Source organism: Macrococcus bovicus (assembly GCF_030376725.1).
GTDB lineage: Bacteria > Bacillota > Bacilli > Staphylococcales > Staphylococcaceae > Macrococcus > Macrococcus bovicus.
Genome location: NZ_CP128470.1, coordinates 1,934,276 through 1,957,615, shown reverse-complemented (window position 1 = coordinate 1,957,615; position 23,340 = coordinate 1,934,276). Strand labels below are relative to the sequence as shown.

The following is a 23,340-nucleotide window of genomic DNA, read 5'->3' as shown; positions in this document are numbered from 1 at the left end:
TCTCATAAGGTGTTAATATAATTAAGGTTGATGCAGAAGCACTTTGGAGGATTTCCATGTCTAATGAAAAAGTTCATTCTAATCAATATGTAGTGGGCCTGAAGCAGACGCTGAAGGCATTAAAAGAGCACCGTGCAGAATCGATTGTGATTGCGCAGGATGTTCAAATCCACTTATTAACCGATGTGCTCTTAAAGGCACACACGCAACAAGTTCCAATAGAATTCATCGATTCTCGTCGAGAACTTGGAAATCGATTTGGAATTCAAGTGAAAGCGATGATCGCTGCTTACTTGAAAAATGGTTTGTAAGCCATTATTCTTACAAAATTTTTATTTACCCTAAAAATGAACCACCTGGATGTGTGGAATTAAAGAACAGAGAGGAGGACATACAAAATGCCTACTATTAACCAATTAGTTAAGAAGCCTCGTACTTCTAAAATTAAAAAATCAACTGCACCTGCACTGAACAAAGGTTATAACAGTCATAAGAAAAAATCTACTGATGTAGCATCTCCACAAAAACGTGGTGTTTGTACACGTGTAGGTACTATGACACCTAAAAAACCTAACTCAGCGTTACGTAAATATGCACGTGTGCGTTTATCAAATAATATCGAAGTCAATGCTTACATTCCTGGTATCGGCCACAACTTACAAGAACACAGTGTTGTACTTATTCGTGGTGGACGTGTAAAAGACTTACCGGGGGTACGTTACCACATCGTTCGTGGTGCGTTAGATACTTCAGGTGTTGACGGTCGTATGCAAAGCCGTTCATTATACGGTGCGAAAAAACCTAAAGCAAAAAAATAATTGATATTACTAACTGAATTGTTTCATTTATGTAAATATCAAAGTCATTGCTAGACATTAAATCAGCTAATAAATATACTTGGAAAGGAGGACATACACATGCCTCGTAAAGGTCCTGTTGCAAAAAGAGACGTATTACCGGATCCAATTCACAACTCTAAATTGGTTACTAAATTAATCAACAAAATCATGCTTGATGGTAAGCGTGGTACTGCTCAAAAAATTCTTTACTCAGCATTCGACTTAGTTCAAGAACGTTCAGGTCGTGATGCAATGGAAGTTTTTGAAGAAGCTATCAACAACATCATGCCTGTTTTAGAAGTTAAAGCTCGTCGTGTTGGGGGTTCTAACTACCAAGTACCTGTAGAAGTACGCGCTGAGCGTCGTACAACTTTAGGTTTACGTTGGTTAGTAAACTACTCTCGTCTTCGTGGAGAGAAAACAATGGAAGAGCGTTTAGCAAATGAAATCTTAGATGCTGCTAACAACACTGGTGGTGCTGTTAAGAAGCGTGAAGATACTCATAAAATGGCAGAAGCAAACAAAGCGTTTGCTCACTACCGCTGGTAAGATGAAAGTAACCAATCGCAGCAAAGACTTCAGTCTTTGCATGCTTTTGGTGTCTTTCTAAATATAAACCCAATTCCTGGAAGGAGAAAGAATACCCATGGCAAGAGAATTCTCTTTGAAGAACACTCGTAATATCGGTATCATGGCTCACATCGATGCTGGTAAAACGACGACTACTGAACGTATTCTTTATTATACTGGCCGTATCCATAAAATTGGTGAAACACATGAAGGTGCTTCACAGATGGACTGGATGGAGCAAGAACAAGAACGTGGGATCACAATCACTTCAGCTGCTACAACAGCGCAGTGGAATGGTCACCGTATCAACATCATCGATACACCAGGTCACGTAGACTTCACTGTTGAAGTTGAACGTTCACTTCGTGTACTTGATGGTGCTGTTACTGTACTTGATGCACAGTCAGGTGTAGAACCACAAACTGAAACTGTATGGCGTCAAGCGACAACATACGGTGTACCTCGTATCGTATTCATCAACAAAATGGATAAAACAGGTGCAGACTTTGATTATTCTGTAGGTACTTTACACGACAGATTACAAGCGAATGCACACCCAATTCAAATGCCGATCGGTGCTGAAGATGAATTCAACGCAATCGTTGATTTAGTTGAAATGAAACTTCATACTTATACAAATGACTTAGGAACTGATATCGAAGTGACTGACGTTCCTGAAGAGTATTTAGAAGATGCACAAGCAAAACGTGAAGCATTAATTGAAGCAGTTGCTGACTTCAATGAAGAATTAATGGAGAAATACCTGGGTGGAGAAGAAATCGGTGCTGATGAACTGAAAGCGGCTATCCGTCAAGCGACTTGTGACGTTGAGTTCTTCCCAGTTTTAGCTGGTACTGCCTTCAAAAACAAAGGTGTTCAATTAATGCTTGATGCAGCAATTGACTACTTACCATCACCATTAGATGTTAAGCCTATCGTAGGTCATGCAGCTGATGATGAAGAACAGGAAATCGTAGCTAAACCTGACGATGCTGAACCATTCGCAGCGTTAGCGTTCAAAGTTATGACAGACCCATTCGTTGGTAAATTAACATTCTTCCGTGTGTACTCTGGTACATTGAACTCAGGTTCATATGTTCAGAATGCGACTAAAGGTAAACGTGAACGTGTAGGTCGTATCCTGCAGATGCACGCGAACTCACGTGAAGAAATCTCTACAGTATATGCTGGAGACATCGCTGCTGCTGTTGGTCTTAAAGATACAACAACAGGTGATACACTCTGTGATGAAAAAGTTCAAGTTATCTTAGAATCTATGGAATTCCCAGAGCCAGTTATTCACTTATCTGTAGAACCAAAATCTAAAGCTGACCAAGATAAAATGACTAACGCTTTAGTTAAGTTACAAGAGGAAGATCCAACATTCCACGCGCATACTGATCCTGAAACAGGACAAGTTATCATCGGTGGTATGGGTGAACTTCACCTTGACATCTTAGTTGACCGTATGAAACGTGAATTTAAAGTTGAATGTACAGTAGGTGCGCCAATGGTATCTTACCGTGAAACGTTCAAAACATCTGCTGCCGTTCAAGGTAAATTCTCACGTCAATCAGGTGGTCGTGGTCAGTACGGTGACGTTCACATCGAATTCACACCTAACGAAGTAGGTAAAGGTTTCGAATTCGAAAACGCTATTGTCGGTGGGGTTGTTCCTCGTGAATACATTCCATCAGTTGAAGCGGGTCTTAAAGACGCAATGGAAAACGGTGTTCTTGCTGGATATCCATTGATCGACGTTAAAGCGAAATTATTCGATGGTTCTTACCATGATGTCGATTCATCTGAGATGGCCTTCAAAGTAGCTGCGTCACTTGCACTTAAAGAAGCTGCTAAGAAATGTGATCCAGTTATCCTTGAACCAATGATGAAAGTTGAAATCGTAATGCCTGAAGAATACATGGGAGATATCATGGGTGACGTTACAAGTCGTCGTGGACGTGTAGAAGGTATGGAAGCGCGTGGTAACGCTCAAGTTGTTCGTGCATTCGTTCCTCTTGCTGAAATGTTCGGTTATGCAACTAACTTACGTTCTAACACTCAAGGACGTGGTACTTACTCAATGGTATTCGACCACTATGAAGAAGTTCCAAAGTCAGTTTCTGAAGAAATCATCAAGAAAAACAAAGGCCAATAAGCTTTAAGTTATCAAGATTGATTTTTGCAGTAAAATGCTTTATAAATGAGTTATAGCTTTACCTCATGAGGGTGAGAATCCCTCATGAGATATATATAAACTTATATCTAAGGAGAGATTTCAAAATGGCTAAAGAAAAATTCGACCGTTCGAAAACCCATGCCAATATTGGTACAATTGGTCACGTTGACCACGGTAAAACTACATTAACAGCTGCTATCGCAACTGTATTAGCAAAAAAATTAGGTGGGGAAGCTCGTTCTTACGATCAAATCGATAACGCACCTGAAGAAAAAGAACGTGGTATCACAATCAACACTTCTCACATCGAGTACGAAACTGAAAAACGCCACTATGCACACGTTGACTGCCCAGGTCACGCTGACTATGTTAAAAACATGATCACTGGTGCTGCACAAATGGACGGCGGTATCTTAGTAGTTTCTGCTGCTGACGGCCCAATGCCACAAACTCGTGAACACATCCTTTTATCTCGTAACGTAGGTGTACCTGCACTTGTTGTATTCTTAAACAAAGTTGACATGGTAGACGACGAAGAGTTATTAGAATTAGTTGAAATGGAAGTTCGTGACTTATTATCTGAATATGACTTCCCAGGTGATGATGTACCTGTAATCGCTGGTTCAGCATTACGTGCATTAGAAGGCGACGAAGCTTACGAAGAAAAAATCATGGAACTTATGAACGCAGTTGATGAGTACATCCCAACTCCAGAACGTGACTCTGAAAAACCATTCATGATGCCAGTTGAGGACGTATTCTCAATCACTGGTCGTGGTACAGTTGCTACAGGTCGTGTTGAGCGTGGACAAGTTAAAGTCGGTGAAGAAATCGAAATCATCGGTTTAACTGAAGAACCATCAAAAACAACTGTAACAGGTGTTGAGATGTTCCGTAAATTATTAGATTACGCTGAAGCTGGGGACAACATCGGTGCATTACTTCGTGGTGTATCTCGTGATGACGTACAACGTGGTCAAGTATTAGCTAAACCAGGTACAATCACTCCTCACACTAAATTCAAAGCTGAAGTTTATGTATTATCAAAAGAAGAGGGTGGACGTCACACTCCATTCTTCTCTAACTACCGCCCACAGTTCTACTTCCGTACAACTGACGTTACTGGCGTAGTTAACTTACCAGAAGGTACTGAAATGGTAATGCCTGGCGATAACGTTGAAATGAACGTTGAACTGATTTCTCCTATCGCGATTGAAGACGGTACTCGTTTCTCAATCCGTGAAGGTGGACGTACAGTTGGATCAGGTGTTGTATCTGTAATCGAAAAATAATTCATTCTAAATGAATGCCAAAAGCCGAAGAGGACGCTCTTCGGCTTTTTTTTAATGCTGATATTAATCAATCCTGTTACTGAGTTCAGCCATATGTTCCACAATGGTCAGAAAAGTTTTTACACCATATAGCATGCCCGCTTCATCTATATCAAAATTGGGATGATGATGGGGATAAGCTGCATCTTTCTCGTCGTTCATCACACCTGTATAAAAGTAAGTACCTGGTCTTTCCTGGAGGAAGTAGCTGAAGTCCTCACCGCCAAGTGATGGCGGCTGTATTCTGATTTCTGCAGCGTAGCCTGCCTGTTCAACTTTCTGCTTCAGCCATGCCGTTTCGGTATGCGGATTAACAAGTGCCGGATAGCCATCTGTATAATCCAGCGTCACTTCCACCTCATAGCCGACTTCCACGGCTTTGATAAGCTGGCGCATACGTGTCTTGATCTGCTCTTTCACTTCTTGAGCGTAAGTACGGACTGTCCCTGACAAGTAAGCATGTTCAGCAATGACATTGAAAGCATCCCCTGCATTAAATTCTCCGATGGTGATTACGCCGGTGGCAGTTGGATTTACAGACCGTGAGATAATGGTCTGGAACTGGGTGATGAGACTGCTTGCTGCAATAATGGCATCATGTGTCTCGTGAGGGGCGGCCGCATGTCCGCCTTTACCCCGGATATGAAGGGTGAAGCTGTCTGCATTCGCATAAGCAGGACCTGGACAGAAAGCGATGGTGCCGGTCGGTAAGTAGCTTGCTGTATGGGTGCCGAAGACATAGTCGACGCTTTCTAATACACCGTCGTCAATCATTGCACGGGCGCCTCCTGGAATGACTTCTTCTGCATGCTGATGGATCAAGACGATAGTGCCTCTGATCCTGTCTGAATGAGCCGCCAGAATTTTCGCTGTGATCAGCAGCATAGCAGTATGAGCGTCATGGCCACAGGCGTGCATGACACCTTCTACTGTTGACTTATAAGGCACATTTTTAGCATCCTGGATCGGCAGTGCATCGAAATCTGCTCTGAATGCAACAGTGGGGCCTGCCAGCTTCCCTTTAATCACACCGACTACGCCGTTACCACCGATGTCACGTTTGACTTCTATTCCTAAATTTTCGAGATAATCTGCAATATAACGCTTGGTCTGCTCTTCTTTAAAGGAAAGTTCAGGATGCATGTGGAGATAGCGTCTCACTTTTATCAGTTCATCTTGATAGTCCTCGATATGCCAGTCCATTATTTCACCCCGCTAAAATAATCTTCTACTGACTGCAGGAAGACTTTTACGGCATTCAGCATCCCTTTTTCGTCGATGTCAAACTTAGGGTGATGATGCGGAAAATCTGCCTTAAAGTTTTCATTGCGAGTGCCCGTATAGAAAAAGGCACCAGGTACGCGCTGTAAGTAATAGGAGAAGTCTTCACCCCCAAGGGAAGGTTCAAGTTCGACCAGTTCTGTGACACTTTCTATTTTTTTTGCGGCTTCGACAATCAACATCATTTCTTTTTCCGTGTTGACAACAGGTGGATAGCCCTTTAAATACTTTAAGTCATATGTGATACCCGTTGTAGTGACCAATCCTTCGAGACAGTTTTTAAGTTCCTGATACATGATGTTCTGTGTTTCAGCATCAAACGTCCGGATGGTCCCTCCAATAAAAGCAGTGTCAGGAATGACATTGTTTTGTTCTCCGGCATTCAGCATGGTAATCGAAAGGACAGCAGGTGCTGTCGGTTTTGTCTTCCTGGAGACGATATACTGCAGATCATTGCATAGACGAATGGCTGCTGCAACGGGATCAATCGTTGTATCTGGATGCGCCGCATGCCCGCCTCGTCCTTGTAAGGTGATCCAGAAGTCATCCGGAATACCGGTGACAGTTCCGACTTTATAGCCGATCTGTCCGACAGGAAGGGAACTTGAGACATGCTGACCTATAATAGCATCGACGCCTCTTAAACAATCGTCAGCTATCATCTGGATAGCGCCGCCTGGGTCCACTTCTTCAGCGTGCTGGTGAATGAAGACGAGGTTGCCGGGAATCTCATCTTGATGCTGGCTGAGTATTTTGGCAGTGATGAGCAGTACCGCTGTATGCGCATCATGGCCGCACGCATGCATGACACCAGGAACTGTTGACCGATAAGGCACTTCCTTTTCATCCTGAATAGGTAGGGCGTCGAAGTCTGCCCGAATCGCCAGTGTAGGCAGCGCAGGGTCTTTGATGATACGGCCGACAACACCGCGGCCGCCGACACCGGTCTCCACCTCTATACCTAAACTGCGCAGGTAGTCTGCAATATAGGCCGGTGTCTTTTCTTCCTGAAATGACAGTTCGGGATGCATGTGTAAATATCTGCGAATTTTAATCAGTTCATCATTATATTGATCAGCTAATTGAGTCAACATTTAATATACCTTCTTCCATTAAGATAGCTAAAAACATTTTAAGGCCTGTCGCCAGTGAATCCTCATCCAGGTCAAAGAGGGAATGATGGTGAGGCGGAGCATCTGCATGACCGGCGCCCGTTAAAAAGAAGGCGCCCGGCTTTTCCTGAAGATAATAAGAGAAATCTTCTCCAATCATCATCGGCTCTGCTTCAGCAAAAGGCAGGTTCAAGCGTTCGGCAGCGCGCTTGACGATTTCATATTCCCGGGAATGATTGACGACTGAGGGATAGCCGTCAGTATAATCCAGCTTATAAGTGATGCCTTTTGCCAGGGCGAGTCCTTGCAGCTCGTGTTCCAGTCCGTCCTTAATCTGCTGTTTGACGGCAGGATCAAATGTGCGGACAGTGCCCGTGCACGTTGCTTCGTGACTGATGATATTGAATGCGTTTCCTGCGGTCACTTTGCCGATTGTCACGACAGCAGAATCGACCGGATTGATCGTTCTTGAAACAAGTGTCTGGATGCTGGTAATGAACTGCGCCATGGCCACAATGGAGTCGACTGACGTATGAGGTTTTGCGCCATGGCCACCTTTACCGATGATCGTGACTTCGAACATATCCGGACTCGCCATCATAGGACCAGTTGTACAATGAATTTCGTGCGTATTAAATGGACTCCACAAATGCTGACCATAAATGACGTCTACATCTTCAAGTGCACCATCTTCTATCATGGGTTTCGCACCCCCCGGCGCTAATTCTTCAGCGAACTGAAATATCATGCTGACGTTACCGTTCAGTTCAGCATGGTGTTCGTCCAAAATGGACAAAAGTGATAACAGGATTGAAGTATGACCATCATGACCACATGCATGCATCACCCCCGGCACCTTCGATTTATAGGGGACATCCTTTTCGTCCTGGATAGGCAGTGCATCAAAATCAGCGCGAAAGGCCACCGTTCTTCCGCCATTCCCCTTTATTTCAGCGACTATACCCTGTCCGCCGACATGCTCTCTGATATGAAAATGAGTGAGTTTCTGTAGATGTTTCAATATATATTGATAAGTTTCAGTCTCCTGGAATGAGAGTTCTGGATACTGATGAAGATATCTTCTCTGTTCAACCAGAGAGGACAACTGCGTGTCAACAACTTGTGCTATGTCCATATTTCAGCCCCCCGTTTTCTTTAAATTCTAGCAAACCTGTTCGCAGAATAAAACAACTGTATTTTAAATCATCAGAATCGTCTGAGAAAAAGTGCATGCATGAGAGACAAGATAGCGGCCAGAAATTTCTGAAAATAGTGTTGACATTAAATAAGCAGTCCTTTAATATTCATATTAACCAAAAATTAAATAGTTCTTATCAAGAGTGACTGAGGGATTAGGCCCGATGACGTCCAGCAACCTGTCCACTGGAAAAGGTGCCAATTCCTACAGTACACCCGTACTGAGAGATAAGTAGAGATACTGATGGCGACGTTTTTCCTGTAGACAGGAAAAACGTCTTTTTTTGCTTCTTGATGATGAACAAGGGGGAAACTATGAATTTTGATGAGTATTTCTTAATGGATGAACAAGCAGTCAGCGCTTATATCAAATACAAGACGACCTTGTTTGAAACAGATGACCTGACTGTGACAGAAATCGGTGATGGCAACCTGAATTATGTCTTCAGAGTTTCTGATGGAGAACGCTCTGTCATCGTCAAGCATTCCGGTCACACGGCCCGTATCTCCGATGAGTTTGTGCTGTCGACGGACCGTACAATCAGAGAAGGACATCTGATTCAGGCACATAGCCGTTACGTCCCGGACCTTGTGCCTGACATTATTCTGATTGATCCAGTGATGAAATGTGTCATCATGGAGGATTTGAAGGATTATACGATATTACGGACAGCTCTGCAGGACGGACAGCTCTTCCCGTTTCTAGGGGAGGAGTTAGGCCGCTACTTAGCAGAAACTTTGATACGGACTTCGGATTTTATCATGCCGGCTAAAGAGAAAAAAGCACTGCAGAAAGAGATGATCAACCCGGAACTCTGTGAGATTACTGAAGACTTGGTCTATACAGAACCTTTCTACAATAACTTCAACCGTAATGAGCTGAGCGAAGACTTAGCAGCAGTGGTGGACCACATCGTCTATCAGGACTCTGCTCTTAAGGCTGCTGTTGCCCAGGCGAAGCTGAAATTTCTGAACAAAGCAGAGAGTCTGATTCATGGTGACCTGCATTCAGGGTCAATTTTTATCAACAAGTCTGGCCTTAAAGTCATTGATCCTGAATTCGGCTTCTTTGGTCCGGCAGGCTATGACCTCGGCAATATTATCGCCCATCTGTTCTTTGCACATACCCATGCCTCCTCATCAGGGCGAGTTGAACAGGCCCTCTGGATAGAGCGGACACTTGATGAGGTGCTAAGGACATTCCGCTCTCAGGCGCTCAGTATTCTCCAGCGGGAAACAATAGATGTCGCCTTGCGTGACGCCTCTATTATTGCAGGATTCATCAATGAGATTGAGAAAGATGCCTATATTGTCGCAGGACTGGAAATTATCCGCCGTATTGTGGGGATTGCCAAAGTCTCCGATATTACGAGCTTAGAAGATGACCGTACGAGAGCAGAGACACAGCTGTTACGGTTCGCCGTCTTTTTAATCAAGTATCCTGAACAGGTCAGAGCTTACTCATCATTATTCACCCTGCTTGACAGCAGTAAGGAGTCAGTCGCATGAAAGCTATCTCTTACAAAGAAGGCCAGCTGACACTGCTGGATCAGACGGCGCTCCCTCATCAGACAGTCTATAGAACTTATACAGAACACGAAAAAATTGCGCGGGCTATTGAAGATATGGTGGTCAGAGGAGCACCTGCTATCGGGATAACGGCTGCTTACGGCGTGGCGGTAGGTGCACGTGAATATCAGCGCGGTTCTTTCAGAGAACATATGATGCGTGTGATTGAAAGGCTGCAGCATACACGCCCGACAGCTGTTAATCTGCACTGGGCACTGAGACGGGTTCATGCGGTTATCACGGAGCATCCCGCTGAGACTATTCAGGCACTGGAAGAGGAAGCCGCTCAAATCTTTCAGGAAGACCAGGCCATCAACTTAGCGATTGGTCAGCATCTTAAGCGATTGGTGACGGACTCATCGGCTTTTCTGATTCACTGCAATCCTGGCCGGCTCGCTACCAGTGATTACGGCACAGCGACTGCCCCCTTCTACCTGGCACATGAAGAAGGGACACAGTTTAAAGTGTACAGCGGAGAAACCAGGCCGAGGCTGCAAGGGGCTCTGACAGCCTACGAACTGTCACAGGCGGGCATTGATGTAACCATTATCACGGATTCAACAGCTGCAACATTAATGCAGCAAGGGAAAATCACGGCGGTATTTGTAGGCTGTGACAGAGTGGCAGCGAACGGGGATGTGGTCAATAAAATTGGCACACTGCCTCTGGCGATAGCCGCCCATTATTTCAACGTCCCCTTTTATGTGGCGGCGCCTACACCGACGTTCGACTTGAGCATAGAAGACGGCGGTGCTATTCCGATAGAAGAGCGGCATGCCACTGAAGTGACTCATCTCCGTGATCAAGCGGTGACAATCGAAGGTGCCGTCTATAATCCGGCATTTGATATCACGCCGGCCGCACTGATTACAGCCATCGTCACAGAACAGGGTGCAATCGAACCCACTTACGAAGCAATTCAGAACTTATTCAGCAAAGGGGAAAAACAATGAAACGAACATTCGGGCTATTAATGGCTGCAGGTATACTGCTGGCTGGCTGCGGTCAACAGGAGCAAACAGCAGCAAGCGCAAATAAGGAAGTAGCTGGCAAGAAAATTGCCGTGATCAGAAATCTGGCGAGTGATGACCATACGAAACAGTTTATAGATGGCGCCAAAGCTGAAGGGAAAGCACTGGGTCTGACCGTTGATACTTTTCTGTCGAACGGCAATGATGCAAAATTTCAGCAGCTTGTCGATCAAGCCGTTCTGAAGAAATATGATGGCATCATACTGTCACATGGTAAGGAAGATTACAGCTATAACCTGGTCAAAAAAGTAGCGGATGCCGGCATTAAAGTCGTTACTTTTGATACGAAGTCAGATCAGAACGGCAAAGTGTTGGATCATGTTGTCGCAACGAGTCAGGATGACCATGCCCTGGCCGAACTGTCACTCGATGCACTTATCGAAGACAAAAAACAACCGGTCAAAGTGCTGAAGTTATGGGTCGGACCAGGTTTTCTGCCGCTGGATAGACGAGAAGAAGTATTCAAGAATTATGTGAAAGAAGGCAAAATCAAAGTCGTTGAAACCGTAGGACCCACTAATTTTGAGGATGTGTCCGGAGATGTCAAGAAGAAGACGGCTGCCGTGTTAGCGAAATATAACAACAAGGATATCGACGCGGTCTGGGGTGCATGGGATGAAATGACAAAAGGGGCTTACTTGGCTCTCAAGGAAAAACAGGCGGTGTTACCGATTTATTCTATTGATATTTCTAATCAGGACATCAACTTCCTTAAAGAACCGAATAGCAACTGGAAGACGACAGCTGGTGTCAATCCACGGGTGATCGGTATTACAGATGTCAGACTGCTGGCGAAGCAGCTGAATAATGAGAAAGTACCTCAGACATATGAATTCAAGCCTGTTCAGATCAAACAAAGTGATCTGAAGAAGGATTCCACGATGGAGAATCTTTCCCAGACCATACCTTCATTTGGTGATACAGGTCTTTTTCAGTCTGAATGGATGAAGGAGAAGAAGTAAGTGGAGTATCGCACTGAAGACATCAGTCTGAAGCTCGCCGGTCAGCAGATACTGACGCAGGTCTCGCTCATCTTTAAGACAGGGCGGATTCATGCGGTCATCGGGAGTAATGGAGCAGGAAAATCGTCGCTGATGAAAGTGCTGAGCGGTCATTACCCTTATCAGACAGGCCAGCTATACAAAGACAATCAACCGGTGAAGGACTATAGCCATGATATCGCTTATGTGGCACAGGAAGTGGATGAAGTGCTGTTCAACGATCTGACAGTCTATGACAATCTAGTGGTTCATGACCTTAAGGCAGGTTTTGTCTACAGACGGACGCGCTATATGGAACTGAAAAAGTTGATCGATCAATGGCAGCTGGACTTATCCCTCGACCAGTTAGTCAGTTCACTGACTTTGTCCCAAAAACAGATCATCGTCATTTTACGAGCCATTCTCCAGAATAAAAAACTGATCGTACTGGATGAACCTACTGCCAGTCTGAGTCAGAAGGAAGTCAGCGCCCTATTCAGGGAACTGGAACGACTGAAAGAAGAGACCGCTATCATCTTTATTTCCCATCATATTCATGAACTGCTCGCAGTGGCTGACGAAATCAGTGTTCTGCGAAGTGGCGAAGTTTATGACAGCAGGCCTGTCGATGACTGGACAGAAAAAACACTGGTGGCAAGTATTACTGACCGGGTAATTGCGACGAAGCAGCGACCCGCACAAAGAGGAGAAGCCATCCTCAGCGTTAGCGGCGTCAATGAAGCGGTACTGACTGATGTCTCACTCACTATTTATAGTGGAGAAGTCGTGGGTATCGCAGGACTGGTCGGTGCAAGGAAGAGTGAACTGGCTGACTATCTTTTCCGTCAGACAAAGGGACAAGCTGCCTATGTACCGGAAGAACGGCAGAAACATGGGCTCGTCATGAATCACAGCATCAATGATAATGTGCATTTCGCTTCCGCACCGTTCATCTATAAAAATGAGAAAGACATCACTCAGACACTCGCAGAAGCCGTTGCTTTAAAATTTGGGCGTGTAACAGATGCTGTTCAGACGTTGTCAGGCGGTAACCAGCAGAAAGTAGTGCTGATGCGCGGTCTGAAGAAACAAGCGGCTCTCTTTATCTGTGATGAGCCGATGACAGGTATAGATGTCGGCGCGAAACAAGATATCCTGCACAATCTGGAAATGCTGAAGCAGGAAGGAAAAGGTATCGTCTATCTGTCCTCTGACTTCAAAGAACTCTTGACGATAGCAGACCGGATTTATGTCATGAATAAAGGGCGTATCGTCGCTGAGAGACCGTCTGCCGACTGGAACGAACAGGAACTTCTATATCTTGCATCTGGAGGACAATAACATGAGAATCAAACAACTGGGTCTCCCGGCTGTCATCGTGCTGTTACTGATTATATTCACAGTGACTGCGCCTAACTTTTTATCGATGAGTAACATCCTGAGTATTGTAAGCGGCATGGTTATCGTAACGATAGTGGCCATCGGTCTGACCTACAGTTTGAGTGTAGACGGCTTTGATTTATCAGTGGGATCTACCGTCACGCTCAGTAATACACTGATTGTTTCACTTTTTGTCTGGCATCAGCTGTCACTTGGCTTATCGGTGATAGTAACACTGATCTGTATCATCGGCGTAGCGTTGCTGAACTTAGTGCTGATTCTTTATTTCAGAGTGCCGGATCTTTATGCGACACTTGCGACCATGTTTATTGTCGAAGGGGTCGCGCTGACCTATTCGGAAGGTGGTTCCATCAGTGTCGGTATGTCAAGACAGGATGGCAGTGCAACAACGGGACAGATCCCGGCTGCATTTTCGGGATTAGCCACCCCTCTTTCACTCATCGTGATACTCCTGATTATCGGCGTTATCGCCTATTTCTTATTACATCGTACAAATCCTGGACGTATCATGTATATGATCGGTACTAATAAACAGGCAGCGAAATTCAGTGGCATCAAAGTGCACCGGCATATCGCGGCAGCTTATCTTATCTCTACTTTACTGGCAGGTATCAGCGGCATCCTGCTGGCAGCACAGGTGTCGTCTGCACAGATTAATTCAGGAGCGGGTTATTTGATGACTGCAGTGGCCGCTGCTTTTATAGGGGCAACAGCATCGGCGAGTCATAAGCCGAATGTTATAGGGACTATTCTCGGCGCGCTTTTAATCGCCGTACTGGAGAACGGACTGGTTATGCTGTCAGTCCCTTATTACGCCCTGAACATTGTAAAAGGATGCGTACTTGCCATAGCACTCATTTTAAATTATCAGCCATTTACAAAAGGAGGTCGTCATCATGTCTGAAATCACAGCTACTTATTTTTTCACAGGGAAAGTGGCCGCTGCTGAGCCATTTGCTGAAAAGCTGGCTGTCGGTCTGACGGTCGGCAGCTGGACCGAGCTGACCACACTTGATCAAGAGCACCTCGCGGCCTACAAGGGCCGGGTCGTACACGCCGAACAGCAGTCAGATGGTCTAGCCATCAAGATTGCCTATCCGGTTAAAAATGTGACACCGGACTTTTCTTCTATTTTGACGACAGTATTCGGCAAGTTATCACTGGACGGTGCGGTTAAACTCATTGATATTGATTTTGGCGACTATGTCAGTCATTTTCCGGGGCCTGCTTTCGGTATTGAAGAAATAAGACGTCACCTCGGAGTTGAGTCCAGGCCGCTAGTTATGAGCATATTTAAAGGGATCATCGGCCGGGATGTGGAATTTTTCAAAGCACAGCTTCGTGCTCAGGCACTCGGGGGTGTAGACATTATTAAAGATGATGAGATTCTCTATGATGTACCTGAACTGCCTTTTGAAGAGCGTATCAGCGCTGCAGCAGCCGTATTGAAGGAAGTGGAAGACGAGACGGGGCATAAAGTCCTGTACGCCGTCAATCTGTCGGGGCCTGTCTTTGAGCTCAAGGATAAAGCAGTCCGTGCCAAAGAGCTGGGGGCGACGGCAATCCTTTTTAACGTTCATGCTTATGGACTGGACGTTCTGAAAGGAATCAGGGAACTAGACACCGGACTGCCGATTCTCGCTCATCCTGCTTTTGCCGGTGCGATTGCCGGCAGTGACAGCCATGGTATCAGCTACCCGCTTCTTATCAGTAAGTTAGCACGGTTGGCGGGAGCAGATCTGATCTTATTCCCGGCACCCTATGGTTCTGTCCCGCTTGACCAGCAAGAAGCAGAACAAATTGTTCACGCTGCCCGTTCAGCAGCACCTGTACCGCGCGCCTTTCCGGTGCCGTCCGCGGGTATTCATCCGGGGCTGGTCAGTCGTCTGATCGATGACTTCGGCTCTGATATTGTCATCAATGCTGGAGGCGGTGTCCATGGGCATCCGGACGGTGCTGCTGCCGGCGGACGGGCGTTTCTGGAGGCCATTGAATTATATGAAGGCAAGGCGGCGGGTCCGGCATACGAAAAGGCGGTGATACAATGGGGTTCATTATAGCTTGCGATTTTGATGGCACGGTAACGTCAAGCGATACCATTATCGCGATTATGCAGCGTTTTGCGCCGGCAGACAGTCAGGCGATTTTAACTCAGATTCTCGATAGAACGCTTTCCGTGAAGGAAGGGGTCACCAGCCTTTTCAATCTGCTGGACAGCCGTGAACGTCAGGCCATTGTTGAGTTCGTCTGCAAGGAAGTGAGTATCAGACCCGGCTTTCAGACTCTGTTGGATAAGGCGCAGGAGATGAATATACCGTTTTATATCATCAGTGGCGGCATGCATTTCTTTATTGATCCTATATTAAACGGCTTCACTGGTATCAAAGATGTCTATGCCAATCACGTGGACTTCAGCGGGGAGAAGATGCAGGTGGAATGGCGGTATCCTTGCGATGATCTATGTGCCTCAGGTGAGTGCGGCACTTGTAAACCTTCAATCGTCAGAACACTCGGCAATCACCAGGTCATTGCTATCGGTGACAGCGTGACTGATATCCGTCTCGCTGAAGTAGCGGATATCCTCTTTACCACTGATAAACTGACCGATTACGCAGAGACAGAAGGTATTTCGCATCTTCCGTTCCAGACGTTTTATGATATAGCTGAGCAACTAGAGGAGGTGGTCAGATGACATGTGATACGTTGCATAACCTGACAATTGTTAAAGAACGGCTGGCAGCCCGCGGATTATTTCCCGGGACAAGTGGTAATCTTGGCATCAGAAATGACGACGGCACTTTGTATGTAACGACAAGTGGTGTTGATAAATACATTACGAACGACCGGAGTTTTGTCCATGTTTCTGCAGAGGGTGTGCCGCTTACGGACCTCACGCCTTCGCTTGAAACGGTGCTTCATGTTGAGATATTCAGAAGAACAAGGGCACGGACTTCTATTCATATCCATACGGTCAGTAATAATGTCATTTCTGAAATATATGGTGATCAAGGCCAGGTTGTGTTCAGAAACCAGGAGCTGATCAAGGCATTTGGTTTATGGCAGGAGGAAGACGAACTGGTTATTCCGATCATCAATAATCCAAGTGATGTGAATCATCTTGCCGCACTTCTTGTGCCCCACCTGACAGCGGATTACGGCGCAGTGCTGATTCGTAATCATGGCATCAATGTCTGGGGCCGGACCAGTACAGAAGCAATGAAGTTATTTGAAGCGGCTGAGTTTTTATTTGAATATCAACTGCAGCTGAATGCAGCTCAATATTATATTAAAGGGGAGAAATAACATGGCATATTTAGTATTACAGAAGACACAGGAGAAAATTGAGAATCAGGACGAAGTAAGGGCTTATCTTGAGAAGAATGAAGTTATCTATGAACAGTGGGATACATCAAAACTACCTGACAATCTTAAAGAGAATTATGCCCTGACTGATGAAGAAAAAGAACAGATTCTGGCAACTTTTAAAACTGAAATTGACGATATCAGTACAAGACGGGGTTACAAGGCAAGCGACGTGATCAGCCTATCTTCTGCGACACCTGGTCTGGATGAGCTGCTGGCGAATTTCCAGCGCGAACATCATCATACAGATGATGAAGTACGCTTTATTGTGAGTGGTAACGGCGTATTTGTCATTGAAGGCTCAGATCAGTTCTTTGAAGTACACCTGACGCCTGGCGATCTTATTTCAGTACCCCCGAACGTCAGACACTACTTTACCCTTGATACGAGCCGTCAAGTAGTAGCCGTCAGAATATTTGTAGATGAAGCAGGCTGGGTGCCTGTATATGAGAAGTAATATCAGAGCATTCACTTGAATGCTCTTTTTTTCTTCCTATCCTTATTTCAGTTATAATGAATCATAACAAGAGTGTTGGAGGATGAATATGAGCGCTATTAAAGTAATTGAACGAGAAGTACTGAAAGAGAAACCACAGGGACCGATGGGTTTTGGTCAGCTCTTTACAGATTATATGTTCACGATGGATTATAAAGAGGGGAAAGGCTGGCACCATGCACTGATCAAACCTTATCAGAACATCGAAATCTCTCCGGCAGCACAAGTCCTGCATTACGGACAGGCAGTCTTTGAAGGGATGAAAGCATATCGTCAGGGTGATGACATCATTCTCTTCAGACCGGAGGAGAATTTCAAGCGAATGAATCTGTCTAATGCTCGTCTTAACATCCCTGAATTAGATGTGGCGTTTCTGCTGGATGCACTTCAGCAGCTGGTGCGTCTTGAACAGGACTGGATTCCGGCAGGGCAGGGCGAATCGTTATATATTCGGCCGTTTGTGATTGCAACTGAGCCTTACCTTGGTGTCCATGCAGCGACAGAATATCAATTCATGATTATTCTGTCGCCGGTCGGTGCTTATTACGGCGATGATCAGCTGATGGCAACACGTATCTATGTAGAAGATGAATATGTACGAGCAGTACGTGGGGGAGTCGGTTTTGCTAAAGTGGCCGGTAACTATGCAGCGAGTCTCGCAGCACAGACACGTGCCTCAGAACTCGGCTATCATCAGGTTCTCTGGCTGGACGGTGTTGAGCAGCGCTATATTGAAGAAGTCGGCAGCATGAACATCTTCTTTGTGATGGACGGGAAAGTCGTGACGCCAGAACTGAACGGCAGTATCCTGCCGGGTATCACACGTAAATCCATTCTGCAGCTGGCTGCTTATCTGGGCTATGAAGTCGAAGAAAGACGTATCGCGATTGAAGAGGTGATGAATGCAGAAAGTGTCTCTGAAATTTTCGGTACGGGTACAGCAGCCGTCATTTCACCGGTCGGCTCTATTCGCTATCAGGACCGGGAAGTGGTCATCAATAATGGCACGACAGGCCCTGTGACGCAGCATCTCTACGATGAATATACAGCGATTCAGGAAGGCAGAAAAGCAGACCCCTTTAACTGGTGTCTGAAAATTAACAAGAGGTGACATATGACTGAACTGATTATTTTCGATAAAGATGGGACACTCATGGAGCTTGGCAGTGTCGGGGTTAAACTTGCTGATGATCTGATCAATGAATTTTCAGCACGTTCCAATATTCATGTACCGAAGTCAGAGATCAAGGATGCTTTTGGCCTGATTGATGATCAGCTGGATAAAGTGCTGCGCGCTGAGAGCGTGAAAGCCATCGTTGAACGTCTGCGCGTATTACCTGAAGGAGATCGGATGGCGGACTGGACACTCAATCAGATGGAACATCTTTCTGCTGACAATGAAGCCAGTGACATTGAAATCATCCCGGGTGTAAAAGAGACATTGCAGCGTTTAAAAGAAGCGGGCTATAAAATGGCAATAGTCTCCGCTGATGATCAGCAATCCATGAATTTATTTCTCGATAAGTTTGAATTGTCCTCTTATTTTGACCTGGTTATAACAAGTGATAATACCCACTACCAGAAACCACAGAAAGCATTGATTGATGAGATTGTCAGTAAACTGAATGTCACGGCGTCCGAAGTCGTCATGGTCGGTGATACAGAGATGGACGTCATGCTCGGAAGAAACGGGCAGGTCAAGAAAGTGATCGGCGTTCTAAGCGGCTCCGGTGACAGACAGGATCTGCGCGATGCCGACTTGCTGCTTGGTAGTGTCGGTGAGATTCAAATAGACCAAATAAAATAGACCGCATATGCGGTCTATCTTTGTTGTGAGGCGCGGTGAGCGGCAATCACTTTGCCGATCTTGTCGATAACAGGGTCCAGTGAATCAATATCACCGAAGACATCGTATTCATCAATGTGAATGCGGACGACTGGACAGGCATTGAAGCCGTCAATCCATTTCTCGTAACGAGCAAATAAAGCCCGCCAGTAAGCTTCATCCGTTTCAATCTCCATCTGACGTCCCCGTTCTGCGATGCGGCGGATCACTGCATCATAGTCGCATTCAAGGTATATCAGACAGTCTGGCCGTGGAAAGTACGGCGTCATGACCATTGCTTCATAGAGCTGGCGGTAGGTTTCGAAGTCTTCAGCCGTCATGGTACCGCCTTCTTCGTGCATCTTCGCAAAGATGTCGACATCTTCATAAATAGAGCGGTCCTGAATGAAGCCGCCGCCATATTCAAACATCCGTTTCTGCTCCTTGAAACGTTCAGCCAGGAAATAAATCTGCAGATGGAAGCTCCAGCGGTCAAAATCCTGATAGAATTTCTCGAGGTAGGGGTTGTTGTCCACCTTCTCAAATGAAGTTCTGAAATTTAATTTCTCAGCCAGGGCCTTGGTCAGCGAAGATTTGCCGACACCGACTGTACCGGCGATTGTTATAATGGCATCATTGGGTATGTTATACATTGTTTTCTCCTAACAAAGTAGTGATTTGTGATAATATTTTGTCATAATCTTCGGGGCGATGGACAAAATCAAGGTCTGTCGTATCGATATAGAGGGCACGAGTGGTCGACTGATAGACATCATGGTAATCCTTGATCAGTGTCAGTAAATAATCATCAGTAATGGACATCTCGAAGTCGCGGTGACGTTTTCTGATGCGTTCTTTAAGGACAGGCAGCTCAGCTGTCAGGAAAATAGTCACATCAGGGCGACGCAGGTCCTCGGTCATGACGTCGTATATCTTTTCGAACATCGCATATTCAGTGGTGTTCAATGTATTTCTGGCAAATACTTTATTCTTCAAAATATGATAATCGCTTATGACAGAGCGGTCAGCGAGGTCGTTGATCTGTTTATAGCGGTTGCAGAGGAAGAACATCTCCGTCTGAAAACTCCATTTACTGATATCTTCATAGAAATCACTGAGAAACGGGTTTTCCTCAACAATTTCGTATAACGTCTCCATCTGAAGAGTCTCCGACAGCATTCGTGTGAGGGAACTTTTGCCGACACCAATGGGTCCTTCAATAGCTATATATAATGACATAATTTTCTCCTACCGATAAAATGTATATGTATTGTAACACAAATCGAATTAAGGTGGTCTATGATGAATCATGAATTTTTTATGAAACAGGCACTGGCGGAAGCCCGGAAAGCTGAGGCGATAGGGGAGGTGCCGATTGGAGCAGTCGTGGTGCACCAAGGTGAAGTCATCGGACGCGGTCATAATTTACGCGAAACTGAACAGAATCCGACTTATCATGCTGAAATGATCGCCATCAATGAAGCGGCGGCACATCTCGGATCGTGGCGATTGGAAGACTGCATCATCTATGTGACGCTCGAACCTTGTGTGATGTGTGCCGGTGCCATTGTGATGAGCCGCATTCCTGTTGTCGTCTACGGGGCGACTGACCCTAAAGGCGGCTGCAGTGGCAGCCTGATGAATTTACTGACAGAACAAAGATTCAATCACCGGGCGACAGTCATTAAAGGGATCTGTCAGGAAGAATGCAGTATGATATTGACGGCATTCTTCAGGAATATACGCAAAAATAAGGTAGCCAGACACAAAGGTGTAGTAAAATGGGATATGGCAGCAAAAGAAGAGGAGATGAAAGAATGATCAGACTTATCGCAACAGATATGGACGGAACATTACTTAATTCAGGACACGAAATCTCACAGGAGAACATCGAGGCCATCCGCTATGCACAGAGTAAAGGCGTGACAGTCGTCATCGCGACGGGCCGAGCTTTTTACGAGGCGAATATGCCTGTTAAACCGACTGGATTGACAGTCCCATATATTTGTCTGAACGGCGCGGAGATCAGAGATGAACAGTTCAATATCACGCATACATCACATTTAAATCAAGGACAGATTAAAAAAGTGACAGACGTGCTGCGCAAATATGATATCTTTTATCAAGTCTATACGAACTTCGGAATTTATACAGAAGATAAAGAAAAAGACCTGCAGATCTACCTTGATATCGCGATGCAGGCCGGCAATACGCCTGATGTAGAGAAAATACGTGAAGGTATCAATAAACGACTTGCCCAAGGGACGTTAAAAGAAGTGGCTGACTACAGCATGATCTATGACCGTGAAGGTGAACTCGTCATGAAGCTGCTGGCTTATACGAGTGATCACGACAAATTAACGCAGGCTAAAAGTGAACTGCAGGCTTTCAGCAGTCTTGCGATCTCAGCGTCTGCCCGTAATAACTTGGAGATCACCCATGCAGATGCCCAGAAAGGCGTGGCCTTAAAGCGTATTGCTGAGCAGCTCCAGATTCCGTTGTCTGAAACGATGGCACTCGGAGATAATCTGAATGATGTCTCGATGCTTGAAGTAGCGGGATTTTCCGTGGCGATGGAGAACGCAGCAAGTGAGACGAAAGCGGTCGCTAAATATTTGACGGATTCCAATGAAGAAAGCGGCGTGGGAAGAGCGATTATGAAGTACGTCAGACAGGAAAATGAATAAAAAAATGGACTGATTACTCAGTCCATTTTTTTATTCAATGATTTGTATGACTCTGGCAGGTACACCTGCCACCACCACATTATCAGGCACGTCCTTAGTGACTACACTGCCACTTGCTATTACCACATTGTTCCCGATCGTCACGCCCGGATTGACGACAGAATGACCGCCGATCCAGCAATTGTGCCCGATTTTGACAGGTTTGGCATACTCGACACCGCTGTTCCGTTCATCAGGATTGACTGGATGGGTTGCTGTATAGATATGGACACCAGGTGCAATCATACAGTTATCACCGATCTCAATGCGTGCAACGTCCAGCAGTGTCAGATCGAAGTTCGAATAAAAATTTTCACCCACATGAATATTATAACCGTAGTCGACTCTTAGATTGCTTTCGACATGAATCTTTTCACCTGTTGAACCGAAGATAGCTTTCACTTTTTTAGCCCGTTCTTCAGATAAATTTTCAGGCAAGGCATTAAAACTGCGTATTGCAAGCTTCGCCTGAAGCCGGTCACTTGCAAGAGTGGGATCTTGAGGGTCATAAAGCTCTCCGCGAAGCATCTTTTCTTTTTCAGTCATAAGGGCTCCTTACTTACTGTATTTAAGACGAGCAAAGGCATCGTGCTGGTGAATCGATTCTTCATTGCGACATTCAATCTCAAATCCTGTGATGAAAGGTAGTTCCACTAAATCCGCAGCAATTAAACGAAGTAAATCTTCAACAAAGCGTGGATTTTCATAAGCCCGTTCTGTCACAGACTTTTCGTCTGTACGCTTCAAGATCGGGTACAGCATGCTTGATGCATTGATTTCCATTGCTTCAAGCATCTGTTCTTTATAATCAGCCGGCAGTTCTTCTGTCAGGTCTGCCTTGACCGTCACGACGCCCCGCTGATTATGTGCAGAGTATTCACTGATTTCTTTTGAGCATGGACAGAGCGTTGTGACCTGCGCTTTAATCGTTAGCGACTGGCTGATCACTTTTTCATCAGCGACGGTCATCTCAAATGTCGTATCCGCATGTCCCACTGCTTTTAAGTTAGTGATCGGGCTGTAGCGGTCGAAGAACCAGACACCTTCTACTTCAACAGATGCATTTTTCTGTTTCATCGCTGTCTGAAGTGTGATAAGGACTTTCTTCAGAGTATCAAAGTCCAGCGTCAGACCGTTTTCATAATGTGATTCAACAGACTCCAGAATGCGGCTCATATTAATGCCTTTTTCATCTTTTGCAAGATGAGTAGAGAGGCTGAAATGGCCGACTGTCTGGAAATCTCCGATACGCACCGGATAAGTCAGATTCTTGATGCCCACGTGGTCGATTTCAAATAAGAAGTCTTTTTTAGAGCTCTGTAAATCCATCATCAGCTCTTTTTCAGTCGGTTTAGTACCTTTGATAGGGTCAACAGAACCGAAATGTCTCCAACGACCTTCACGTGTCTTTAAATTATATTCTTTCATTTTACTAATCTC

The 23,340-nt window shown here is 45.4% G+C and carries 25 protein-coding genes and 1 riboswitch; of the genes, 18 read left to right on the top strand and 7 right to left on the bottom strand.

Features of this window, described 5'->3' with window-relative positions; translation table 11 throughout:
- The first annotated feature begins 56 nt into the window (after window positions 1-56).
- The 5 genes from QSV55_RS10680 to tuf all read left to right on the top strand — a co-directional run bounded on the left by QSV55_RS10680 (window position 57) and on the right by tuf (window position 4,880).
- Window positions 57-311 (top strand): ribosomal L7Ae/L30e/S12e/Gadd45 family protein, encoded by a 255-nt coding sequence (locus tag QSV55_RS10680; protein ID WP_133452215.1) that lies wholly within the window; start codon window positions 57-59, stop codon window positions 309-311.
- 87 nt (window positions 312-398) lie between these two features.
- Window positions 399-818 (top strand): 30S ribosomal protein S12, encoded by a 420-nt coding sequence (rpsL, locus tag QSV55_RS10675; RefSeq protein ID WP_133431846.1) that lies wholly within the window; start codon window positions 399-401, stop codon window positions 816-818.
- 99 nt (window positions 819-917) lie between these two features.
- On the top strand, window positions 918-1,388 hold the full coding sequence (gene rpsG / locus QSV55_RS10670) for a 30S ribosomal protein S7 (RefSeq protein WP_133418109.1): 471 nt from the start codon (window positions 918-920) through the stop codon (window positions 1,386-1,388).
- Between the two features lie 97 nt (window positions 1,389-1,485).
- A complete protein-coding gene (gene fusA, locus QSV55_RS10665; protein WP_289650165.1) occupies window positions 1,486-3,567 on the top strand; it encodes an elongation factor G in 2,082 nt (693 codons plus the stop codon).
- Window positions 3,568-3,692: 125 nt separating this feature from the next.
- Window positions 3,693-4,880, top strand: a complete 1,188-nt coding sequence (tuf, locus tag QSV55_RS10660; RefSeq protein ID WP_289650164.1) for an elongation factor Tu — start codon at window positions 3,693-3,695, stop codon at window positions 4,878-4,880.
- A gap of 63 nt (window positions 4,881-4,943) precedes the next feature.
- On the opposite strand, the gene QSV55_RS10655 is transcribed toward tuf, so the two are convergent.
- From QSV55_RS10655 to QSV55_RS10645, 3 genes are read right to left on the bottom strand one after another with little or no spacing between them, the layout of a single operon-like run.
- Window positions 4,944-6,122 carry a M20 metallopeptidase family protein gene (locus QSV55_RS10655; RefSeq protein ID WP_289650163.1) on the bottom strand — a complete coding sequence of 393 codons (1,179 nt, stop codon included), beginning with the start codon at window positions 6,120-6,122 and terminating at the stop codon, window positions 4,944-4,946.
- Window positions 6,122-7,294: an amidohydrolase gene (locus tag QSV55_RS10650; RefSeq protein WP_289650162.1), complete on the bottom strand. Its 1,173-nt coding sequence runs from the start codon at window positions 7,292-7,294 to the stop codon at window positions 6,122-6,124. The genes QSV55_RS10655 and QSV55_RS10650 overlap by 1 nt, the downstream gene beginning before the upstream one ends.
- Entirely contained in the window at window positions 7,275-8,447 is a 1,173-nt protein-coding gene (locus QSV55_RS10645; RefSeq protein ID WP_289650161.1) for an amidohydrolase, read from the bottom strand. Before QSV55_RS10645 ends, QSV55_RS10650 begins: the two co-directional genes overlap by 20 nt.
- Before the next feature lie 193 nt (window positions 8,448-8,640).
- Window positions 8,641-8,744: riboswitch (SAM riboswitch) on the top strand.
- An 80-nt stretch (window positions 8,745-8,824) separates the two neighbouring features.
- Between QSV55_RS10645 and mtnK the strand changes: the two genes are divergently transcribed.
- The 11 genes from mtnK (at window position 8,825) to QSV55_RS10590 (ending at window position 19,156) form a co-directional block, all read left to right on the top strand.
- Complete coding sequence (gene mtnK, locus QSV55_RS10640; RefSeq protein ID WP_289650160.1) at window positions 8,825-10,018, top strand: S-methyl-5-thioribose kinase; 1,194 nt, start codon at window positions 8,825-8,827, stop codon at window positions 10,016-10,018.
- Window positions 10,015-11,031: an S-methyl-5-thioribose-1-phosphate isomerase gene (gene mtnA / locus QSV55_RS10635; protein ID WP_289650159.1), complete on the top strand. Its 1,017-nt coding sequence runs from the start codon at window positions 10,015-10,017 to the stop codon at window positions 11,029-11,031. The genes mtnK and mtnA overlap by 4 nt, the downstream gene beginning before the upstream one ends.
- Window positions 11,028-12,071, top strand: a complete 1,044-nt coding sequence (locus tag QSV55_RS10630) for a sugar ABC transporter substrate-binding protein (protein WP_289650158.1) — start codon at window positions 11,028-11,030, stop codon at window positions 12,069-12,071. The genes mtnA and QSV55_RS10630 overlap by 4 nt, the downstream gene beginning before the upstream one ends.
- Window positions 12,072-13,430, top strand: coding sequence for a sugar ABC transporter ATP-binding protein (locus QSV55_RS10625; RefSeq protein ID WP_289650157.1), 1,359 nt, complete (start codon window positions 12,072-12,074; stop codon window positions 13,428-13,430).
- Window position 13,431: 1 nt separating this feature from the next.
- Entirely contained in the window at window positions 13,432-14,394 is a 963-nt protein-coding gene (locus QSV55_RS10620) for an ABC transporter permease (protein WP_289650156.1), read from the top strand.
- The gene (locus QSV55_RS10615; RefSeq protein ID WP_289650155.1) at window positions 14,387-15,550 is read left to right on the top strand and encodes a 2,3-diketo-5-methylthiopentyl-1-phosphate enolase; all 1,164 of its coding nucleotides are present in this window, start codon (window positions 14,387-14,389) and stop codon (window positions 15,548-15,550) included. Before QSV55_RS10620 ends, QSV55_RS10615 begins: the two co-directional genes overlap by 8 nt.
- Window positions 15,535-16,182, top strand: coding sequence for an MtnX-like HAD-IB family phosphatase (locus QSV55_RS10610; protein WP_289650154.1), 648 nt, complete (start codon window positions 15,535-15,537; stop codon window positions 16,180-16,182). Before QSV55_RS10615 ends, QSV55_RS10610 begins: the two co-directional genes overlap by 16 nt.
- Window positions 16,179-16,793, top strand: a complete 615-nt coding sequence (mtnB, locus tag QSV55_RS10605; protein WP_289650153.1) for a methylthioribulose 1-phosphate dehydratase — start codon at window positions 16,179-16,181, stop codon at window positions 16,791-16,793. Before QSV55_RS10610 ends, mtnB begins: the two co-directional genes overlap by 4 nt.
- Window position 16,794: 1 nt before the next feature.
- Window positions 16,795-17,310 carry a 1,2-dihydroxy-3-keto-5-methylthiopentene dioxygenase gene (locus QSV55_RS10600; RefSeq protein ID WP_289650152.1) on the top strand — a complete coding sequence of 172 codons (516 nt, stop codon included), beginning with the start codon at window positions 16,795-16,797 and terminating at the stop codon, window positions 17,308-17,310.
- Window positions 17,311-17,398: 88 nt separating this feature from the next.
- The gene (locus QSV55_RS10595) at window positions 17,399-18,460 is read left to right on the top strand and encodes a branched-chain amino acid aminotransferase (protein WP_289650151.1); all 1,062 of its coding nucleotides are present in this window, start codon (window positions 17,399-17,401) and stop codon (window positions 18,458-18,460) included.
- 3 nt (window positions 18,461-18,463) lie between these two features.
- The gene (locus QSV55_RS10590; protein ID WP_289650150.1) at window positions 18,464-19,156 is read left to right on the top strand and encodes an HAD family hydrolase; all 693 of its coding nucleotides are present in this window, start codon (window positions 18,464-18,466) and stop codon (window positions 19,154-19,156) included.
- Between the two features lie 14 nt (window positions 19,157-19,170).
- On the opposite strand, the gene QSV55_RS10585 is transcribed toward QSV55_RS10590, so the two are convergent.
- Window positions 19,171-19,827 (bottom strand): deoxynucleoside kinase, encoded by a 657-nt coding sequence (locus tag QSV55_RS10585; RefSeq protein WP_289650149.1) that lies wholly within the window; start codon window positions 19,825-19,827, stop codon window positions 19,171-19,173.
- Window positions 19,820-20,413, bottom strand: a complete 594-nt coding sequence (locus tag QSV55_RS10580) for a deoxynucleoside kinase (protein WP_434784202.1) — start codon at window positions 20,411-20,413, stop codon at window positions 19,820-19,822. The genes QSV55_RS10585 and QSV55_RS10580 overlap by 8 nt, the downstream gene beginning before the upstream one ends.
- Before the next feature lie 60 nt (window positions 20,414-20,473).
- Between QSV55_RS10580 and tadA the strand changes: the two genes are divergently transcribed.
- Window positions 20,474-20,995, top strand: a complete 522-nt coding sequence (gene tadA / locus QSV55_RS10575) for a tRNA adenosine(34) deaminase TadA (RefSeq protein ID WP_289650148.1) — start codon at window positions 20,474-20,476, stop codon at window positions 20,993-20,995.
- Entirely contained in the window at window positions 20,992-21,861 is an 870-nt protein-coding gene (locus tag QSV55_RS10570) for a Cof-type HAD-IIB family hydrolase (RefSeq protein WP_133452195.1), read from the top strand. Before tadA ends, QSV55_RS10570 begins: the two co-directional genes overlap by 4 nt.
- A gap of 30 nt (window positions 21,862-21,891) precedes the next feature.
- Here the strand turns inward: QSV55_RS10570 and QSV55_RS10565 are convergent, their stop codons facing one another.
- On the bottom strand, window positions 21,892-22,446 hold the full coding sequence (locus tag QSV55_RS10565; protein WP_208001523.1) for a sugar O-acetyltransferase: 555 nt from the start codon (window positions 22,444-22,446) through the stop codon (window positions 21,892-21,894).
- 9 nt (window positions 22,447-22,455) lie between these two features.
- Entirely contained in the window at window positions 22,456-23,328 is an 873-nt protein-coding gene (gene folE2 / locus QSV55_RS10560) for a GTP cyclohydrolase FolE2 (protein ID WP_133452193.1), read from the bottom strand.
- Window positions 23,329-23,340: the final 12 nt, after the last annotated feature.

Bases quoted from the DNA above. Each gene is read 5' to 3' on its own strand.
- QSV55_RS10680 (WP_133452215.1), top strand. From the start codon at position 57: ATGTCTAATGAAAAAGTTCATTCTAATCAATATGTAGTGGGCCTGAAG.
- rpsL (WP_133431846.1), top strand. From the start codon at position 399: ATGCCTACTATTAACCAATTAGTTAAGAAGCCTCGTACTTCTAAAATT.
- rpsG (WP_133418109.1), top strand. From the start codon at position 918: ATGCCTCGTAAAGGTCCTGTTGCAAAAAGAGACGTATTACCGGATCCA.
- fusA (WP_289650165.1), top strand. From the start codon at position 1,486: ATGGCAAGAGAATTCTCTTTGAAGAACACTCGTAATATCGGTATCATG.
- tuf (WP_289650164.1), top strand. From the start codon at position 3,693: ATGGCTAAAGAAAAATTCGACCGTTCGAAAACCCATGCCAATATTGGT.
- QSV55_RS10655 (WP_289650163.1), bottom strand. From the start codon at position 6,122: ATGGACTGGCATATCGAGGACTATCAAGATGAACTGATAAAAGTGAGA.
- QSV55_RS10650 (WP_289650162.1), bottom strand. From the start codon at position 7,294: ATGTTGACTCAATTAGCTGATCAATATAATGATGAACTGATTAAAATT.
- QSV55_RS10645 (WP_289650161.1), bottom strand. From the start codon at position 8,447: ATGGACATAGCACAAGTTGTTGACACGCAGTTGTCCTCTCTGGTTGAA.
- mtnK (WP_289650160.1), top strand. From the start codon at position 8,825: ATGAATTTTGATGAGTATTTCTTAATGGATGAACAAGCAGTCAGCGCT.
- mtnA (WP_289650159.1), top strand. From the start codon at position 10,015: ATGAAAGCTATCTCTTACAAAGAAGGCCAGCTGACACTGCTGGATCAG.
- QSV55_RS10630 (WP_289650158.1), top strand. From the start codon at position 11,028: ATGAAACGAACATTCGGGCTATTAATGGCTGCAGGTATACTGCTGGCT.
- QSV55_RS10620 (WP_289650156.1), top strand. From the start codon at position 13,432: ATGAGAATCAAACAACTGGGTCTCCCGGCTGTCATCGTGCTGTTACTG.
- QSV55_RS10615 (WP_289650155.1), top strand. From the start codon at position 14,387: ATGTCTGAAATCACAGCTACTTATTTTTTCACAGGGAAAGTGGCCGCT.
- QSV55_RS10610 (WP_289650154.1), top strand. From the start codon at position 15,535: ATGGGGTTCATTATAGCTTGCGATTTTGATGGCACGGTAACGTCAAGC.
- mtnB (WP_289650153.1), top strand. From the start codon at position 16,179: ATGACATGTGATACGTTGCATAACCTGACAATTGTTAAAGAACGGCTG.
- QSV55_RS10600 (WP_289650152.1), top strand. From the start codon at position 16,795: ATGGCATATTTAGTATTACAGAAGACACAGGAGAAAATTGAGAATCAG.
- QSV55_RS10595 (WP_289650151.1), top strand. From the start codon at position 17,399: ATGAGCGCTATTAAAGTAATTGAACGAGAAGTACTGAAAGAGAAACCA.
- QSV55_RS10590 (WP_289650150.1), top strand. From the start codon at position 18,464: ATGACTGAACTGATTATTTTCGATAAAGATGGGACACTCATGGAGCTT.
- QSV55_RS10585 (WP_289650149.1), bottom strand. From the start codon at position 19,827: ATGTATAACATACCCAATGATGCCATTATAACAATCGCCGGTACAGTC.
- QSV55_RS10580 (WP_434784202.1), bottom strand. From the start codon at position 20,413: ATGTCATTATATATAGCTATTGAAGGACCCATTGGTGTCGGCAAAAGT.
- tadA (WP_289650148.1), top strand. From the start codon at position 20,474: ATGATGAATCATGAATTTTTTATGAAACAGGCACTGGCGGAAGCCCGG.
- QSV55_RS10570 (WP_133452195.1), top strand. From the start codon at position 20,992: ATGATCAGACTTATCGCAACAGATATGGACGGAACATTACTTAATTCA.
- QSV55_RS10565 (WP_208001523.1), bottom strand. From the start codon at position 22,446: ATGACTGAAAAAGAAAAGATGCTTCGCGGAGAGCTTTATGACCCTCAA.
- folE2 (WP_133452193.1), bottom strand. From the start codon at position 23,328: ATGAAAGAATATAATTTAAAGACACGTGAAGGTCGTTGGAGACATTTC.